This window comes from Serratia sp. CY84636, from assembly GCF_052166245.1.
GTDB lineage: Bacteria > Pseudomonadota > Gammaproteobacteria > Enterobacterales > Enterobacteriaceae > Serratia > Serratia nevei.
In genome coordinates this window covers 62,043-80,598 of sequence record NZ_JBJNOX010000011.1, presented here as the reverse complement: position 1 = coordinate 80,598, position 18,556 = coordinate 62,043, and the positions used below count along the sequence as shown (strand labels likewise).

Here is an 18,556-nt window from a genome sequence, read left to right as displayed (position 1 = left end):
GTCGGCCATTAGTGTGGCAGCGGGGCCAGTTGCTTGTTGCGGCGGAACTTCGCCTGCAGCCGGTCGAAGTAAAGATAGACCACCGGCGTGGTGTACAGCGTCAGCAGCTGGCTCATCACCAGACCGCCGGCGATGGTGATGCCGAGCGGCTGGCGCAGCTCTGCGCCGTCGCCGCTGGCCAGCACCAGCGGCAGCGCGCCGAACAGCGCCGCCAGCGTGGTCATCATGATCGGCCGGAAACGCAGCAGGCTGGCCTGGAAAATCGCCTCGCGGGCGCTGATGCCGCCATTGCGCTGCGCCTCGAGCGCGAAGTCGACCATCATGATGGCGTTTTTCTTCACGATGCCGATCAGCAGCATGATGCCGATCAGCGCAATCAGGCTGAACGGCGCGCCGAACAGCTCGAGCGCCAGCAGCGCGCCCACGCCGGCGGAAGGCAGCGTGGAGAGGATGGTCAGCGGATGGATATAGCTCTCGTACAGCACGCCGAGCACGATGTACACCGTGGCGATCGCCGCCAGGATCAGGATCACCTGCGATTTCAGGGTCTCCTGGAACACTTGGGCGGTGCCGGCGAAGGCGCCGCGCACCGTAGGCGGTACGCCGAGCTGGGTCATGGCGCGGGTGACGGCGTCGGTGGCGTCGCCGAGGCTGGCCCCGAGCGGCAGGTTGAACGAGATAGTGGAGGCGGCGGACAGCCCCTGATGGTTGACCGCCAGCGGCGTATTGGCCGGCTGCCAATGCGCGAAATAGGAGAGCGGTATCGCCTTGCCTTCGCTGTTGATGATGAACATTTTGTCCAGCGAACTCACGTCCTGGGTGTAGGGCGGCGCCACTTCCATCACCACCTTGTATTGGTTGAGCGGCTGATAGATGGTCGAGATCTGCCGTTGGCCGAAGGCGTTGTTCAACAGGTTGTTGGCGTCGGACACCGAGATGCCGAGGCGCGACATGGTGTCGCGATCGTAAATCAGATCCATCTCCGAGCCTTTATCCTGCTGATCCGAGTTGACGTCCGCCAGCTCTGGCAGGGCGGCCAGCGCGGTGCGGATTTTCGGCTCCCAGGTACGCAGGGCGCTCAAATCGTCCGACAGCAGCGTGTACTGGTAGCTGGCGTTGGCCTGCCGGCCGCCGACGCGGATATCCTGCACCGCCATCAGGAACAGACTGGCGCCGGGTTCTTTTGCCAGCTTGGTGCGCAGGCGGGCGATCACCTGCTGCGCGCTCTCTTTGCGTTCGGACAGCGGTTTAAGCGCGATGAACATCGAACCGCTGTTGGTGCGCGAACCGCCGGTAAAGCCGGTGACGTTATCCACCGCCGGATCGTCGCGCACGATGGTCATGAAATCCTGCAGTTTCTGGCGCATGGCCTGGAACGAAATGCTCTGATCGGCCTGAATCGACCCCATCAGACGGCCGGTATCCTGTTCCGGGAAGAAGGTTTTCGGGATGCTGATATACAGCCAGACGTTCAGCGCCACCGTCGCCAGCAGGATCGCCAGCACCCATCGGGCATGGTCGAGCACCCAGTGCAGCGAGCGGCCGTAGCCCTGCTGCAGTTTCATCAACAGCTTGCCGAAGCCGCGCACGCGCTGCTGCGCGCGTTCCGTTTGCGGGCGCAGCAGGTAGGCGCACATCATCGGCGTGAGCGTCAGCGAGATGATCAGCGACAGCCCGATAGACACCGACAGGGTAACGGCGAACTCGCGGAACAGGCGCCCCGGCAGCCCCTCCATCAGCAGCAGCGGAATGAATACCGCCACCAGCGACATGCTCATCGAAAGCACGGTAAAGCCGACCTCGCGTATCCCTTGCAGCGCCGCCTGCAGCGGCTTGATACCGGCTTCCACGTGGCGGGAAATGTTTTCCAGCACCACGATGGCGTCGTCCACCACGAAGCCGGTGGCGATGGTCAGCGCCATCAGCGACAGGTTGTTGAGGCTGAAACCGCACAGATACATGGCGGCGAAGGTGCCGATCAACGACACCGGCACCGCGACGGCGGGGATCAGCGTGGCGCGGCCGGAGCGCAGGAAGGCGAACACCACCAGGATCACCAGCGCGATGGCGATGACCAGCGATTGCTCCACTTCCGCCAGCGAGGCGCGAATGGTCGGCGAGCGATCCTGCGCGATGTTCAGCTTGATCGAGGCCGGAATGCTGGCCTGCAGATCGGGCAGCTCGGCGCGGATGCGATCGACGGTGGCGATGATGTTGGCGTCCGGCGAGCGGCTGACCACCAGCAGGATCGCCGGTTGGGCGTTGGTCATCCCGGCGTTGCGCACGTCCTGCACCGAGTCGATGACGTTGGCGACGTCGCTCAGCCGGACGGCGGAGCCGTTGTTGTAATGCACAATCAGCGGCTTGTAGCCCTCGGCCTTCTTGATCTGGTCGTTGCTCTGGATCTGCCAGCGCTTGTCCTGGCTTTCGGTCGAGCCGAGCGGCGTGCGCAGGTTGGCGTTGCTGATGGCCTGGCGCACGCTGTCCAGCGATACGCCCTGGTTAAACAGCGCGGAAGGATTCAGCTCCACCCGCACCGCAGGCAGCGAGCTGCCGCCGACGGTGACGTCGCCGACGCCCTCGGTCTGGGCGATTTTCTGCGCCAGCTGGGTGGAGGCGAAGTCGTAAAGTTGCCCCTGGCTGTAGGTGTCGGAGGTGAGCGTCAGGATCATGATCGGTGCGTCCGACGGGTTCATCTGCCGATAGGTCGGGCGGCTCGGCATGCCGGAGGGCAGCAGGCTTTGCGCGGCGTTGATCGCCGCCTGCACGTCGCGCGCCGCGCCGTTGATGTCGCGGCTGAGATCGAACTGCAGGATCACGCGGGTGCTGCCGAGCGAGCTCATCGAGGTCATTTCGTTAACCCCGGCGATGCGGCTGAGCGCACGCTCCAGCGGGGTGGCGACCGAGGTCGCCATGGTTTCCGGATCGGCGCCCGGTAGGGAAGCGGAGACCGAAATCACCGGGTAGTCCACCTGCGGCAGCGGCGCGACGGGCAGCAGGCTGAAGCCCAGCGCGCCCGCCAGCGCGATAGCCAGCGTCAGCAGGGTGGTGGCCACCGGCCGGAAGATAAACAGCGAGAAGAATTTCACGGTGTCTCCCGTGCTTCTTCTTTGGCGTGGGTGTTGCGCGCCAGTTTATCGAACAGCAGGTAAATCACCGGGGTGGTGAACAGCGTCAGGATCTGGCTCATGATCAGGCCGCCGACCATGCAGATGCCGAGCGGCCGGCGCAGCTCCGCGCCGACGCCGGTGCTGAGCATCAGCGGCAGCGCGCCAAGCAGGGCGGCCAGCGTGGTCATCAGGATCGGCCTAAAACGCAGCAGGCAGGCCTGATAGATGGCGTCATAGGGCTTCATGCCCTGCTCGCGTTCGGCGGCCAGGGCGAAGTCGATCATCATGATGGCGTTTTTCTTCACGATGCCGATCAGCAGGATAATACCGATGATGGCGATCACGTCCAGCTCGCTGCCCGCCAGCATCAGCGCCAGCAGCGCGCCAACCCCGGCGGTCGGCAGGGTGGAGAGGATGGTGACCGGATGGATGAAGCTTTCATACAGCACGCCCAGCACGATATACATCGCCACCACCGCCGCCAGGATCAGCCACAGCGTGCTGCCGAGCGCCGCCTGGAAGGCCAGGGTCGCGCCCTGGAACTTGGTGGTGATGTCTTTCGGCATCGCCAGGGTCTTCTCGACCTGGGTAATGGCGTTGACCGCTTCTTCCAGCGAGTAGCCCTCCGCCACGTTGAAGGAGACGGTGGTCGCCGGGAACTGATCGAGGTGGTTGATCGCCAGCGGCCCGTTGCGCTGTTCGATTTTGGCGAGGGTATTCAGCGGCACCACGGCGCCGGTACTGCTGGTGAGGCGGATATCGTTCAGCGCCGCCAGCCCCGGCGTCGCCTGCACGTCATGCTCCAGCACCACGCGGTACTGGTTGGCCTGGGTGTAGATGGTGGAGATCAGGCGCTGGCCGAAGGCATTGTACAGCGCGCTGTCCACGTCGCTCATCTGGATGCCGAGGCGCGACGCCGAATCGCGATCGACGTTGATATAGGCCTCCAGCCCCTGATCCTGCCAGTCGCTGCTGACATCCTGCAGCTCGGGCGTCTGCCGCAGTTCGTCGATCAGCTGCGGCACCCATTGGCTGAGCTGCTCGAGGGACATCGCCTGCAGGGTGAACTGGTACTGCGTGCGGCTGACCTGGGTGTCGATGGTCAGATCCTGCACCGGTTGCAGATAGAGCTTCAGGCCGGGCAGCGCTGCCGCCTTCTCCTGCATCCGGTCGATGATGGTCTGCAGGCTGTCGCTGCGTTCGCTCAGCGGCTTCAGGTTGATCTGCAGCCGGCCGCTGTTGAGGGCGGCGTTGGTGCCGTCGACGCCGATAAACGAGGTCAGGCTCTCTACCGCCGGATCTTGCAGCACCTGCGCGGCGACCTGCTGTTGCAGCACCGCCATTTTGCTGAACGACACCGACTGCGGCGCTTCCAGCGTGCCCTGGATCAGGCCGTTGTCCTGAATCGGGAAGAAGCCTTTGGGGATGAACAGGTAAAGCAGCACGGTGACGGCCAGGGTGCTCAACGCCACGCACAGCGTCAGCCACTGGTGGGCGAGCACGACTTTCAGCCAGCGGCCGTAGCCGGCGATCACGCGTTCGAAGAAACGTTCCGAGGCAGCGGAGAAACGGTTCTGCTTGCGCAGCGACTCATGGCTCAACAGGCGGGCGCACATCATCGGCGTCAGCGTCAGCGACACCACGGCGGAGATCAGAATCGCCACCGCCAGCGTCACGGCGAACTCGCGGAACAGGCGGCCGACGATGTCGCCCATGAACAGCAGCGGGATCAGCACCGCCACCAGCGAGAAGGTCAGCGAGATGATGGTGAAGCCGATTTCGCCGGCCCCTTTCAGCGCGGCGTCGAGCGGTTTTTCGCCTTTCTCGATGTAGCGCGAGATGTTCTCGATCACCACGATGGCGTCGTCCACCACGAAGCCGGTGGCGATGGTCAGCGCCATCAGCGTCAGGTTGTTGATGGAGAAACCGAGGAAGTACATGGCGGCGAAGGTGCCGACCAGCGACAGCGGCACCGCCACGCTGGGGATAATGGTTGCCGGCACGTTGCGCAGGAACACGTAAATCACCATCACCACCAGCGCGATCGCCAGCAGCAGCTCGAACTGCACGTCGCTGACCGAGGCACGAATGGTGGTGGTGCGATCGGTCAGCACTTTGACGTCGACCGACTTGGGCAGGCTTTTAATCAGCGTCGGCAGCATTTCGCGAATGCTGTCGGCGGTGGTGATGACGTTGACGCCGGGCTGGCGCTGAATGTTCAGCACGATCGCCGGCTGCTTGTTGGCCCAGGCCGCCAGCCGGGTGTTCTCCGCACCCTGTTCGACGGTGGCGATGTCCTGCAGGCGGATCGGCGCGCCGTTTTTGTAGGCGACGATCAGCCGCCGGTACTCATCGGCGGACTTCATCTGATCGTTGGCGGACAGAGTGACCGAGCGGGTCGGGCCGTCCAGGCTGCCTTTGGCGGAGTTGACGTTGGCGGCCGTGATGGCGGTGCGCACGGTTTCGCTGTCGAGCCCGTTGGCCGCCATGGCCGGCGCGTTGAGCTTCACGCGTACCGCCGGGCGTTGGCCGCCGGAAAGGGTGACCAGACCGACGCCGGTCACCTGGGAAATTTTTTGCGCCACGCGGGTTTCCACCATGTCTTCCACCTGCGTCATCGGCATGGCGGTGGAGGTCACGGCCAGCGTCAGGATCGGCGGATCGGCGGGGTTAACCTTGCTGTAGATTGGCGGATAGGGCAGATCGGTCGGCAGCAGGTTGGTGGCGGAGTTGATCGCCGCCTGCACCTCCTGCTCGGCAATATCCAGCGACAGCGCCAGCTGGAACTGCAGGGTGATCACCGAGGCGCCGCCGGAGTTCTGCGACAGCATCTGCTTGAGGCCGGACATCTGGCCGAACTGGCGTTCCAGCGGCGCGGTGATGGCGGAGGTCACCACGTCCGGGCTGGCGCCGGGGTACAGCGTAACCACCTGAATGGTCGGATAGTCCACTTCCGGCAGGGCGGAAACCGGCAGCGCGCGGTAGCCGATGATCCCCGCCAGCAGGATCGCCACCATCAGCAGCGTGGTGGCGACCGGGCGCAGAATAAACAGGCGGGACGGGCCGCCGCCGGGGTTCGGCGTCATCACCTGCATCAGGCTTTCTCCCGCTTAGCGTGCGGCGTAGCGTTGCCGCCGGCCGCTTTGGTTTGCGGCGTCACCACCTCAACCTTCATGCCCTCCGTCAGTTGGTCGATGCCGTCGGTCACCACGCGTTGCCCGGCGTTCAGGCCGCTGGCGATGACCACGTTCTGGCTGTCTTCAATGCCGACGGTGACCAGGCGTTTGCTGACTTTATTCTCATCGTCCATCGTCCAGACGAAGTTGCCTTCGTTGCCCATCTGCACGGCGGCGGTCGGCACCACGATGGCGTTTTGCAACGTGGCGACTTTCAGCCGCGCATTGACGAACTGATTGGGGAACAGCGCGTCGTCCTGGTTGGCGTACTGCGCCTTCAGCTTGATGGTGCCGGTGGTGGTGTCTATCTGGTTATCCAGGCTGAGCAGATTGCCCTGCGCCAACAGGGTCTTGTTGGTGCGCCCCCAGGCTTCGACGCTGACCGGGCCGGCCTTTTGCGCCTTCATGATGTCGCTGATGGTGCTTTCCGGCAGCGTGAACACCACGTCGATCGGATGCGTTTGCGTGATCACCACGATGGCGGTGGAGCCGCTGGTGATGTAGTTGCCCATATCGACCTGTTTGAGGCCCACGCGGCCGGAGATCGGGGCGATGATTTTGCTGTAGGTCAGCTGCAGCTGAGCGCTGTCCACCGCGCCCTGATCGGCCTTGATGGACCCTTCGGTCTGCTGCACCAGCGAGGCCTGCGTGTCCAGCTCCTGGCGGGAAACCAGGTTGGTTTTCACCAGTTGCTGATAGCGCGCCAGATCGCGCCGGGCGTTGGCCAGCGTCGCCTGATCCTTCGCCAGCTGCCCCTGTGCCTGGGTCAACTGGACCTGGAATGGCCGGGGATCGATTTCCGCCAGCAGATCGCCGGCTTTCACCTGCTGCCCTTCGGTGAAGTGCAGGGCCATCAGTTGGCCGTCGACCCGGCTGGTGACGGTAACGGTATTGGCGGCGGTGACGGTGCCCAGCCCGATCAGATAGCTCGGCACGGATTGCTGCGTGGCCGTGGCCACCTGAACCGGCGACAGATTGCCGCGGCGTTTGCCACCGGCGGCCGCTCCTTTGGCACCGCCGGCAGGGCGGGCTGCCGCCGGTGTTTCAGCGGCCGGCGGCGCGGCGTTGAAATGACGCCAAATCAGCACGGCGACAATGGCCACGATGGCGGCAACCAGCAGGCGCAGCATCAGGGAACGACGTTGGGGTTTTGCATTCATGGCGGCGAAAATTCTCTCCAGAGGACAACCGTGCGGGCACGCATTGCCACAAAAGTGACACTCCTTACAGAATACTAGTTTAGCTAGCCAAAGCGGCATAAAAATGAAGGAAATAAGGAGGAACCGTCAGCATTTTCCGAATAAGTTAACGATTGTTGCCTGCTATGTTTATAAGCGTTGGCTTTTAACTTATAGCCAATGCGTTTTAACGACTTTCTGTACTTGGCGCTAATAATTAACGAGCGAATTATTTAACCCATGGAGCCTCTATCAATGAGCAAAAAACAACTGGGCCGTTCGGGCATTCAGGTGCCGGCGTTGACCTTCGGCGGCAACGTGTTCGGCTGGACGGCGGATCAAGCGACCTCTTTCAGCCTGTTGGATGCGCTGGTGGACAATCAGCTCAACTTTATCGACACCGCCGACGTTTATTCCAGCTGGGCGCCGGGCAATCGGGGAGGCGAATCGGAAACCGTCATCGGCGAATGGCTCAAGAAGAGCGGCAAGCGCGACCAGGTGATCATTGCCACCAAGGTGGGCAAACCGATGGGCGAAGGCAAACAGGGGCTGTCGCCGCGCTATATTCAGCAGGCGGTGGAAGACTCGCTGCGCCGCCTGCAAACCGATTATATCGATCTTTACCAATCGCACGACGATGACCGCGATACGCCGTTGGAAGAGACGCTGGCGGCGTTCGATGCGCTGATCAAAGCCGGCAAGGTGCGGGCGATTGGCGCCTCCAACTATCAGGCGGATCGCCTGGAAGAAGCGCTGCGGGTGAGTGAAAGCAACGGGCTGGCGCGCTACGAAACCCTGCAGCCGGAATACAATCTGTATGCGCGAGAAGGGTATGAAGCCGAGCTGGAAGGCGTGGCGCAGCGCCATGGTCTCGGGGTGATCAACTTCTTCGCGCTGGCCAGCGGCTTCCTGACCGGCAAATACCGCAGCAAAGCGGATGAAGGCAAAAGCCAGCGCGGCGATCGCATCGTCGAACGCTACCTTAACCCGCGCGGCTTCCGCATTCTGGCGGCGCTGGATCAGGTGGCCGGTAAGCACGGCACCTCCCCGGCGCAGGTCTCGCTGGCTTGGCTGATTGCGCGCCCGAGCATCACCGCGCCGATCGTCAGCGCCACCTCGTTGCCGCAGCTGGATGAGTTGGTCAGCGCCACCCACCTGACGCTGGATGCGGACGACATCCAGGCGCTGAACCACGCCAGTGCCGGGTAAGGCGCGTTACCCGGCGGCGATTTTGCTCTATGCTGAAGGGGTCAACATGGCCCATTCAGGAAACCGCAATGTCTGGTGATACCATCAACGACCTCGCGACGCTGGAACAGCTGTACGGCAAACCCGGCGCCCCCTCGGTTTTTAAAGAAGTCAGCTATATCCACCCGGCGTACCGCCCGTTTATCGAGGCGGCGCCGTTTGCCGCCCTCTCGACGGTCGGGCCGGACGGCATGGATGTCTCGCCGCGCGGCGATCCGGCCGGTTTTCTCCACATCGAAGACGAGAAAACCCTGCTGCTGCCGGATCGGCGCGGCAATAACCGCATCGATAGCCTGCGCAATATTCTGCACGACAACCGGGTGGCGCTGCTGCTGCTGATCCCCGGCATCGGCGAAACGCTGCGGATTAACGGGCGGGCGGAGATCGTGGTGGCGCCGGCGGTGCTGCAGCGCTTCGCCCACCGCAATCAGCTGCCGCGTTCGGTGTTGCGTATTCGGGTGGAGGCGGTGTTCTTCCAGTGCAGCCGGGCGATCTTGCGTTCGGGACTTTGGGAAGAGGGCAGCCGCCTCGAACGTTCGGCGCTGCCCAGCCCCGGCCATATTTTGGCCGCGGTGAGCCAAACGCGCTTCGACGGTGAGGAGTACGACCAGGCGCTGCCGCAGCGGCTGAAGGATACGCTGTATTAATCGCCGCGGCGTTCGCGCCACGTTTGCCGGTTCAGCCGGTACAAGACATGTTTTTGCAGCGGGTGCCCCGCCGGCAGGCGCGGGTGCAGGAAGGTTTCGCCGTCAAAGTGCATGCCGATGCGCGCCATCACCCGGCGCGACGGCTGGTTGTTTTCGGCGGTGAAGGACACCACTTCCGGCAAGTGCAGCGTGTCGAAGGCACACGCCAGCGCAGTGCGTGCCGCTTCAGCGGCGTAGCCGTTGCCCCAGTGGGCCGCCGCCAGCCGCCAACCGATCTCCACGCAGGGGGAGCAAGGCAGATCGTCGCCCGGCCGCGCCAGCCCGACAAAACCGATAAAGGGCGCGCCGCCTTTCACTTCCACCGCCCATAGCCCCCAGCCATGTTGCTGCATGATGGCGCGGATGCGTTCGGCCTGCGCGTGGCTTTCTTCGGCCGTCATCGTCGCCGGGAAATAGCGCATCACCTGCGGATCGGCGTTAAGCGCGGCGAAGGCCGGCAGATCGTCGTCGCGCCAGGGGCGCAGCCGCAGCCTGTCGCTGTCGAGGGTAAGGATGGTTGACATGATGCATAGCCTCCAATGAGCAAGGGCGCGGCGAGCCGCGCCCTTGGGCCGTCAACGGAACAGCGTTTGCGCCCAGCGCGCCAGCCCGGCGGTGACCGAGCCGAAGTCGTTGCCGCCGACGATCGGAATGCCCGGCAGCTGCTGTTGCAGCGCGGCGCGCAGCAGCGGCGAACGCGCGCTGCCGCCGGTCAGGTAGATCACCTGCGGCGCGGTCTGGCTGCTGGCCAACGCGGCGCTGACCTGCTCCTGGATGCGCATCAACGGCTGTGAGATGGCGTCGGCGAGCTGCTCCTGGCTGATGCTTTCCGCCAGATCGGCCTGGACGAAGCTGAGCGTCGCGCTGATGGCGGTTTGGCCTGACAGGGCTATCTTACTCTCTTCGGCCGCGCGCACCAGCCGGTAGCTCAGGCGCTGCTGGTACACTTTCAGCAGGCGTTTGACCTTTTCCGGCTCCGCCGCGTCGAGGATCAGATCGCGCAGCACGCGGCCATTGGCGGCGCTGTAGAAGTCGTTTTGCGCCGGTACGTCGTTGGTCGCCACCGCGTTCCAGTAAGGCAGCGCCGGCAGGGCGATGCCTTTCCCGGTTTCGCCGCCCAGGCCGAACAGCGGCATCAGCTGTTTGAAGGCCAACATGATGTCCAGATCGTTACCGCCGACCCGGCAGCCGCTGTGGCCCAGCAGGCTCTGCTGACGATCGGCGCGGTCGCGCCACTGCGGGCCCATCAGCAGCACCGAGCAGTCGGTGGTGCCGCCGCCGATGTCCACCACCAGCACGGTTTGCTCTTCGCTCAGCGTCGCCTCGAAGTCCAGCCCTGCCGCCACCGGCTCGAACTGGAATTCAATGGCTTTGAAACCGGCGCGTTCGGCGGCGCGCTGCAAAATGCCCTGCGCTTGCCGGTTGGCCTCTTCACCGCCGATGCCCTGGAAGTTGATCGGTCGGCCGATCACCGCTTGATCGATACCGGCCTGCAGCACGTTTTCCGCCTGGCGTTTGATGTGGAACATCATGGCGCAGACCAGGTCTTCGAACAGGGCGATCTGCTGCGGCTTCAGGCCGTTGGCGCCGAGGAAAGACTTCGGCGAGCGCACGAAGTACACCTCTTCCGGATCTTCCATGTAGTGCGCCAGCGCCTGCAGGCCGAACAGCACGCTGTCGCCGCCGACCGGAATGTCCTCTTCGCGGTTGTAACTGATGGCGCGGCGCAGCAGCTGCTGGTTTTCTTCGCTGCCGGTCGGTACCTGCCAGTGGCGGTGCAGGCACTCGCTCACCGCTTCGCGGGTCGGCGCGCACAGCATTGAAGGCAGATACGGCTCGTTGTTTTCCAGCGTCAGTAGCTCGGGGCCGTGGTCGCGCATCACCGCGACGGAACAGTTGGCTGTCCCATAGTCGAATCCAATAAACATCTCTTTTTTGTCCCCATGCCAATGAAGGGGGGCGACTTTACCCGAGACGGGGCCGGTGGGCAATGCGCTGATGCGCGAGTGTTGAAAAATTTAGCGGGCGCGGCATCGGCATGCTTAACTTAATGTCCGAATTCCGCACGTCAGCGCGCCAGCCGAGCCCCATAATGCAGAAAAAACCGAACCCGAGCGTTGCCATGAATACCCAACAGCAAGCGTTGTACGACGCGCTGCGCGCGCGTGACCGCAAATTCGACGGCCGCTTTTTCGTCGGCGTCTCTTCCACCGGCATTTATTGCCGCCCGGTGTGCAGCGCCCGCACGCCGAAGCTGGAAAATTGCACCTTCTATCCGAGCGCGGCGGCGGCCGAGCTGGCGGGCTTTCGCCCCTGTCTTAAATGCCGGCCGGAACTGGCGCCCGGCCTGGCGCTGATCGATCTGGGCAACCGCTATGCGCAGGTGGCGGTGCAGCTCATCGAGCAGGGCTATCTGTCCGAACACAGCTGCGAAGCGCTGGCGGCGCGGCTCGGCATTTCCGATCGCCACCTGCGGCGTATCTTCGCCGAGCAGTTTGGCGCTTCGCCGATCGATTACGCGCAGTCGCACCGGCTGCTGCAGGCCAAACGCCTGTTGGCGGATACCGATCTGCCGCTCAGCGAAGTGGCATTCGCCGCCGGTTTCGGCAGCCTGCGGCGTTTCAACGAGCTGTTCAAGGCGCGCTATCGCCTGATTCCGTCGGCGCTGCGCAGCGGCGGCGCGCGCGGTGAACGGGCCGCCGCCAGCGGCCTGGTGTTCCACCTGGGCTATCGGCCGCCCTATGACTGGGATCGCATGCTGAACTTCTTGCAGGCGCGCGCCGTGCAGGGCGTAGAGCGGGTCGAGGGCCGCCGCTATCTGCGTTCGATCTCAGTCAGCCAGGGCGGTACGGAGTATTGCGGCTGGCTCAGCGTGCAGCCGGAAGAAGCGCGCAACCGGGTCAGGGTAGAGATCGCGCCGGCGCTCAGTTTGGTGACGACGGAGGTGCTGCGCCGCGTACGCTTGCTGTTCGATTTGGACGCCGCGCCGGATCGCATCAATGAGGCGCTGGGTTCGCTGGCGGCCGATGCGCCGGGGCTGCGCTTGCCGGGCTGCGTAAACAGCTTCGAGCAGGCGGCGCGTGCGGTGCTGGGGCAATTGGTCAGCGTGAAAATGGCGGCAACCTTCGCCGGGCGGATGGCCGAACGTTGGGGAGAACCGCTGGCGGCGCCGCACGAGGGCATCACCCACGTTTTCCCTAGCGCCGAACGGGTGGCGCAGCTGCAGCCCGAAGCACTGCGCCCGCTCGGGGTACAGCTGAAGCGCGCGGCGGCGCTGATCGAGATCGCCCGCGCGCTGGGCGAAGGACGGCTGCAGCTCGATAACGTGCTGGATATCGAACAGGGCATCAAGGCGCTGACCGCGCTGCCGGGCATCGGCAGCTGGACCGCCAGCTATATCGCGATGCGCGCCTGGTCTTGGCCGGACGTGTTCCTGGCCGGCGATTACCTGATCAAACAGCGTTTCCCCGGCATGACGCCGCGCCAGATCGAACGCTATGCCGAACGTTGGCGCCCGTGGCGATCTTACGCCACGTTGCACCTGTGGCACAACGACGGTTGGGCGCCGGAAGGGGAGGAGTGAGGCGCATTCGGGCTAGCGGGGGGCGTCGATCAGCTGCAGCAGGCGGCTCATGCCTTCGCGCATCAGGAACGCCAGCAGCTTTTCCCGCTCGGCCGGCGTCAGATGGTAGTAATACTCGATCCAGACCCGAATAGGATCCTGGCGTTTGATGTCGTAGTCCGGATGGTCGGCCTCGCGTAAGGCCGACAGGCTGCGCGCGCCGAACGGCAGGCTGTCGATATGGTATTCCAGCGCTTTACCCTGCACGCCGCTGCGGCGGCGGCTGACCCAGCCTTCGCGTCGGGCCATCAGATTGACCCCTTGCGGGGTCGAGGGCAACCCCGCCTTCCCCATCAGTTCCCTGGCGGAAAACCATTTCTTTTCCATAGTCCCTTATCCCTGAGCTATCACATGTCGAGGAAAATCAACGGATACGTCGATGTCCGCATGGGAGCTTCATCTTACTTAATCGTTTAAGCTTCAGGTGTTATTTATATCACTAATCTCGTATTGGTTAACATAATGTGAAAGACGAGAGGTGCGGCGCCGCCCGTGAGACGGCGCCGGCGAGGGAAGGCGTTAGCGGATGCCGAAGTAGCCGTCGCTGAGCAGAACCGCCAACGGCTGCTCCAGCGCCACCTGGTCGCCGTCTGCCAGATCGACGCCGACATCGCGCAGCGCCTGCAGCGTCACCGGCTGGTGGGCCGGCCCGGCGAGCGTTTGCGCCTTGATCCGATGCGCCGCGCCGTTGAGCATCGAGACCATCAGCTCATCCATCTGGTTGCAGTGCAGGTTGGTGATAAAGCGTTCATCGATGCGAATGATGTCTATCTTCTGATCGCCCAGCTCATCGAAGGCATTGATGTTATGCCCAAAGCCGTTGACGATCAGTCGGCAGCCCAGCTGCTGCAGTTCGCGCAGACACGCTCGGCACTGCGCGGCGTGCTCCAGCACCACGGCTTCATCAACGCTGAACAGCAGTGCCCGCGGCGGCAGCGAGGAAGCGCGCACCGTTTCCGTCAGGAAGCGTTGGAAGTCGGTGTTCAGCAGGCTGTCGGTAGCCAGCGGCAACGCGAGCGACAGCCCCTTGCGCTTGATGTCGTCGGCGCACGATACCAGCAGCTGCGTCACCGCCCAGCGGTCGATGTCCGGCATCAGGCCGTACAGCTGCGCTGCGGCGATGAACGCCTCGTGTGGCAGCGGCCGATCGTCCGGTGCCATCATCTGCAGTTTCACCTGGTGAAACGCGGCCGACAGCGGCGTCGCCGGCGGCGCGACCGCGCGGGTCAGCAGCCGCAGTTGTCCCTCGCTGATGATCGTCTGTACCTCCTGTGGGTTCAGCAATTCATGCTGCCGTTCCAGCAGCTGTTTTTGCCGCGTTTCGTACAGATAAACCTGGCCGCGGCCGTGGTGCTTGGCGGTGTAGCAGGCGATGTCGGCCTGGGCCAGCAGTTCGCTGCTTTTGGCGTCGCCGCCGATGCGCGTGATGCCGGCGCTGGCGCCGACGCGATAAATTTTCCCTTCCCAGTAGAACGGATGCTGGCTGATTTGGTTGACTACCTGCTGCATCAGCGATTTCGCCTGCTCCAGCCGGCAGTCGAACAGGATCAAACCGAACTCGTCGCCGCCTAGCCGAGCCAGGCAGTCGCTGTTGCGCAGCTGATGCCGCATCAGCTGGGCGATGTCCCGCAGCAAGGCATCACCCGCCGCGTGACCGGCGGTGTCGTTTACCGCTTTGAACCGATCCAGATCGAGGAACACCAGCGAATGCGGCGACGACGGTTCCCCACCGGCGGCGATCGCCGCCTTCAGCTGCTTCTCGAAGCGGGTGCGGTTCGGCAGGCCGGTCAGCGCGTCGTGCGAGGCGCTGTAGCTGAGTTTTTTCATCAGTTCGCGCGAGGCGGTGACGTCCTGCAGCACCATCACCGCGCCCATGGTTTCGCCATCGAGGGTTTTCAGCGGTGAGACCGACTGCTGCACATCGAAATAACGTCCGTCGCGGCTGTGCAGCACCAGCGCGTAATCCGCCGGCCACTGCCGCGGGTATTGCGTGAGGTTTTCGATTTCCGGGCCGTCTTTACCGTTGGTCAGGCGTACCACGCCGGCGACCGGCATGCCGATCGCCAGCTCGAGCGGCCAGCCACACATCTGCTCGGCCACCGGGTTCATAAAGGTGATGCGCAGGTGGCTGTCGGTGGAGATCACCCCTTCGCCGATGGCGTCGAGGGTGATGTGCAGGCGCTCTTTTTCTTCGTGCAGCGCCTCGGCGAGGATCTTGAGCTCGGTCATGTCGATATTGGTGCCGATCATGCGCAGCGGCTGGCCCTGGTCGTCGAGGATCACGTTGCCCTGGCCGCGAATATGGCGCAATTTTCCGCCGCGCGTGGTAATGCGAAATTCCATAACGAAAGGCTTGGGATCGGCCAGCAGCGCGGCCAGCTCGCGATCGGTGCGCTCGCGATCTTCCGGCACCAGCAGGGTGCGCCACAGCGCCAGCGTCGGCGTTTGGTCGGGATTGAGATCGTAGAGTTCGAACATGCGCTGATCCCAGGTGAAGTTTTCCTGGTTCATCACCCATTCCCAAATGCCGACGCCGCCCACCTGGTTGGCCAGCGTAATGCGCTCCACCAGCCGGTTGTTCTCCGCCTCGCTGCGTTTGAGGCCGCTGATGTCCTCGACCTGAGAGATGAAGTACAGCGGTTGCCCTTCGGCGTCGCGCACCAGCGAGACGGCCAATAGCGCCCAAACGGTCTGGCCGTCGCTGCGGATATAGCGTTTCTCCATGGTGTAGCTGCTGATGTGGCCGTCGAGCAGATCGTGCAGCTGGCTGAGATCGGCGTTGAGGTCGTCCGGGTGGGTGATGGCCTGGAACGTCAGGCGGTGCAACCCTTCCGGCGTATAGCCGAGCAGTTTGCACAGTGCCTGATTGACCTGCAGCCATTTGCCCTCCGGCGACACCAGCGCCATGCCGATGGCGGAATACTCCAGCGCGCTGCGAAAGCGGCTTTCGCTCTCGACGATGTGCTGTTTCTCCACCCGGAAGGTGTGCATCACCATCGCCATCGCGTGTGCCGGGATCAGGATCAGCAGCATCGGCAAGTACAGGCCAAGCTCACCGAAGACGTGTGCAGAGGCCTGCAGGTGCAGCACGCCCAGCGAGATCAGCACCGTGATCAGCAGCAGGGTGCAGAAACAGACGGCGAAGGCTTCGAAGCGCGGCAGCGCGATGGCGGCCCACAGCAGCGGCAGGATGACGAAGGTGAACGGGAACGGCAGATAGGTCAGCGCCAGGTAGCTGAAGGCCAGGGAGCCCATCAGCGTGAGCAGCAGCGGGTAGGGGTTCAGCGCCGCCAAGGTGCGGCGGTGATAGGTGAGGCCGAGCGGCGCCAGCGACAGCACCCCTATCGCTTCGGAGATGAACCAGATGCCGAACGATTGCCAGAACGTTTGATCCGGCGTGGGCGAGAGCCCGGCGGCCAGCAGCGCGCTGAACAGCGGGGTGAAGATCACGGCGCACACCACAAAGCGCAGCCAGCAGCCCAGATCGCTCAGCGGATCGTTCGCCGGCAGCGTGCGGCGCAGCAGCAGGGCGCAAACCGCCGCTTCCAGCAGGTTGATGGCGGCCAGCTTGACGGGAGTGGCGCTGACGCCGAACAGCAAGAAGCTGGCGAGCACGATGCCGAGGCCGCTGGCCAGCAGCGGCAGGCCCCAGTGGCGTGGGGCGTGGCGGTACAGCACGGCGATCGCGGCGGCGGTCGGGAACCACAGCGGCGTGAAGTGGCGGGCTTCGCTGGACAGCGACAGGCTCAGCAAGGCGAGCAGAAACGTCGCCAACGCCACTAACAGGGAATGCGTCAGCATGACGCCTTTGTGGGTGCCGAACGTGTTCGGCGCGCTGATCTCCATAGACACCCTTACCGATGGCCTCTGTCAGTGATTGGATTCATGACGTGGATGAATTAAGACGATTTATTGGCAAAGGGTAGTACAGCGCGAGAGGAAAACCTACCGGGAAGGCCGACTTTGCTGCGTTAACGCAAGCCCGGCGGCAGAATGACGAAAAAGCCGGCGCGGGGCCGGCTTTTGGCGTATTACAGCAGGAACAGGGTGGCGAGGCCGAGGAAGATGAAAAAGCCGCCGGTGTCGGTCAGCGCGGTGATGAGCACGCTCGAGCCGACCGCCGGATCGCGGCCCAGTTTGAGCATGGTCATCGGGATCACCACGCCCATCAGCGCCGCCAGCAGCAGGTTGAGCAGCATCGCCAGCGTCATCACGCCGCCCATCGCCGCGTCGCCGTACAGCAGCCAGGTGATCACGCCCATGATGCCGCCCCACACCACGCCGTTGATGATGGCCACCCCCAGCTCTCTGAGCATCAGGCGTGAGATGTTGCCGACTTCGATCTGGTGCAGCGCCAGCGCGCGCACGATCATGGTGATGGTTTGGTTGCCGGTGTTGCCGCCGATGCCGGCGACGATCGGCATCAGCGCCGCCAGCGCCACCAGCTGGGAAATGGTGTGTTCGAACAGGCCGATCACGCGCGAGGCGACGAACGCGGTGCAGAGGTTGATCGCCAGCCAGGCCCAGCGGGTCTTGACCGCCTTGCTGACCGGGGCGAACACGTCTTCTTCCGGGCTTAAACCGCCCATGCGGCGCAGGTTGGTGTCGCTCTCTTCGTTGACGGCGTCGACGATCTCTTCGATGGTCAGGCGGCCCATCAGTTTGCCCTTGGCGTCAACCACCGGGGCGCTGATCAGGTCGTAACGCTCGAACGCGCCGGCCGCTTCATCGGCCTTGTCTTCGGGCTGAAAGGTGGCGGGATCGTTGTCCATCACTTCGCGCACCGGGATCTCCGGATCGTTCAGCAGCACCGCGGTCAGCGGCAGCTCGCCCAGCAGGGTGTTTTTGCGGTCGGTGACGAACAGTTTATCGGTGGCGTCGGGAATGGTTTTGCGCATGCGCAAAAAGCGGTGCACCGCGCCGAGCGTGACGTCCGGCCGCACCGTCACCAGTTCGAAATCCATCATCCAGCCGACGCTGTCTTTGGCGTACTGGCTCATCTCGCGCACCTGGGCGCGCTGCTCCGGCTCCAGCGAGGTCAGCAACCGGCCCATCAGGTTACGCGGCAGGTATTGCGCCAGGTAGGCCTGTTCGTCGACGTCCAGCGTTTTGATCGCTTTGAGCAGGTCTTTGTCGCTCATTTCCTCGATCAGGCTGTCCCAGACCGGCTCGGCGACCTCCACCAGCGTCTGGCCGCGCTTGCTGTTGCCCACCAGCCGCCACAGCGCCATACGTTCATCCTGCGGCAGCGCTTCCAGCAGGTCCGCCAGGTCGGCGGCGTGCATGTCGTCCAACAGGCCGGTGATTTCCGCCGTCTGGTTCAGCAGTTCGCTTTGGCTGAGGGCGTGCTCATCCCCTGGCCGGCCGAGAATGCCGTCGACCAATTCCTTATTGTTCAACAACAGAGTGAGAATGCGCTGGCGGTGTTCAGCGACTTTTTTGACGTTATGGGTTGCGGCTGACATGGTGTTCCTTAACGGGCGCTCGGCGTTCCTGACGCAGGCTCATTAAAAGATAGAGCATAGCGAGTGCCGGA

11 protein-coding genes are annotated in these 18,556 nt (G+C 63.8%); 3 read left to right on the top strand and 8 right to left on the bottom strand.

Annotated features, from left to right (window positions below; genetic code table 11):
• Positions 1-8: 8 nt before the first annotated feature.
• The 3 genes from mdtC to ACJ8QI_RS21705 are packed head-to-tail and all read right to left on the bottom strand — an operon-like array spanning position 9 to position 7,446.
• On the bottom strand, positions 9-3,089 hold the full coding sequence (gene mdtC, locus ACJ8QI_RS21715) for a multidrug efflux RND transporter permease subunit MdtC (protein ID WP_442533070.1): 3,081 nt from the start codon (positions 3,087-3,089) through the stop codon (positions 9-11).
• Positions 3,086-6,205 carry an MdtB/MuxB family multidrug efflux RND transporter permease subunit gene (locus tag ACJ8QI_RS21710; RefSeq protein ID WP_100396700.1) on the bottom strand — a complete coding sequence of 1,040 codons (3,120 nt, stop codon included), beginning with the start codon at positions 6,203-6,205 and terminating at the stop codon, positions 3,086-3,088. Before ACJ8QI_RS21710 ends, mdtC begins: the two co-directional genes overlap by 4 nt.
• The gene (locus tag ACJ8QI_RS21705; protein WP_442533069.1) at positions 6,205-7,446 is read right to left on the bottom strand and encodes an MdtA/MuxA family multidrug efflux RND transporter periplasmic adaptor subunit; all 1,242 of its coding nucleotides are present in this window, start codon (positions 7,444-7,446) and stop codon (positions 6,205-6,207) included. Before ACJ8QI_RS21705 ends, ACJ8QI_RS21710 begins: the two co-directional genes overlap by 1 nt.
• A gap of 273 nt (positions 7,447-7,719) precedes the next feature.
• Here ACJ8QI_RS21705 and ACJ8QI_RS21700 point away from each other — a divergent pair, with 273 nt between their 5' ends.
• The gene (locus ACJ8QI_RS21700) at positions 7,720-8,673 is read left to right on the top strand and encodes an aldo/keto reductase (protein WP_060441154.1); all 954 of its coding nucleotides are present in this window, start codon (positions 7,720-7,722) and stop codon (positions 8,671-8,673) included.
• Positions 8,674-8,741: 68 nt separating this feature from the next.
• Positions 8,742-9,359: a pyridoxamine 5'-phosphate oxidase family protein gene (locus ACJ8QI_RS21695; RefSeq protein WP_060424858.1), complete on the top strand. Its 618-nt coding sequence runs from the start codon at positions 8,742-8,744 to the stop codon at positions 9,357-9,359.
• Here the strand turns inward: ACJ8QI_RS21695 and ACJ8QI_RS21690 are convergent.
• Positions 9,356-9,922: a GNAT family N-acetyltransferase gene (locus ACJ8QI_RS21690; protein ID WP_442533067.1), complete on the bottom strand. Its 567-nt coding sequence runs from the start codon at positions 9,920-9,922 to the stop codon at positions 9,356-9,358. The two genes, ACJ8QI_RS21695 and ACJ8QI_RS21690, sit on opposite strands and share 4 nt — an antisense overlap.
• Before the next feature lie 51 nt (positions 9,923-9,973).
• On the bottom strand, positions 9,974-11,326 hold the full coding sequence (gene yegD, locus ACJ8QI_RS21685; RefSeq protein ID WP_442533066.1) for a molecular chaperone: 1,353 nt from the start codon (positions 11,324-11,326) through the stop codon (positions 9,974-9,976).
• Positions 11,327-11,490: 164 nt separating this feature from the next.
• On the opposite strand from yegD, the gene alkA reads away from it, so the two are divergent.
• Positions 11,491-12,981, top strand: coding sequence for a DNA-3-methyladenine glycosylase 2 (gene alkA, locus ACJ8QI_RS21680; RefSeq protein WP_100396705.1), 1,491 nt, complete (start codon positions 11,491-11,493; stop codon positions 12,979-12,981).
• Positions 12,982-12,993: 12 nt separating this feature from the next.
• Here the strand turns inward: alkA and ACJ8QI_RS21675 are convergent, their stop codons facing one another.
• The 3 genes from ACJ8QI_RS21675 to mgtE all read right to left on the bottom strand — a co-directional run bounded on the left by ACJ8QI_RS21675 (position 12,994) and on the right by mgtE (position 18,485).
• A complete protein-coding gene (locus ACJ8QI_RS21675) occupies positions 12,994-13,347 on the bottom strand; it encodes a DNA-binding protein (protein ID WP_049200678.1) in 354 nt (117 codons plus the stop codon).
• 192 nt (positions 13,348-13,539) lie between these two features.
• On the bottom strand, positions 13,540-16,866 hold the full coding sequence (locus ACJ8QI_RS21670; RefSeq protein WP_442533064.1) for a diguanylate cyclase: 3,327 nt from the start codon (positions 16,864-16,866) through the stop codon (positions 13,540-13,542).
• A gap of 185 nt (positions 16,867-17,051) precedes the next feature.
• Complete coding sequence (gene mgtE / locus ACJ8QI_RS21665) at positions 17,052-18,485, bottom strand: magnesium transporter (protein WP_442533063.1); 1,434 nt, start codon at positions 18,483-18,485, stop codon at positions 17,052-17,054.
• Positions 18,486-18,556 lie beyond the last annotated feature (71 nt).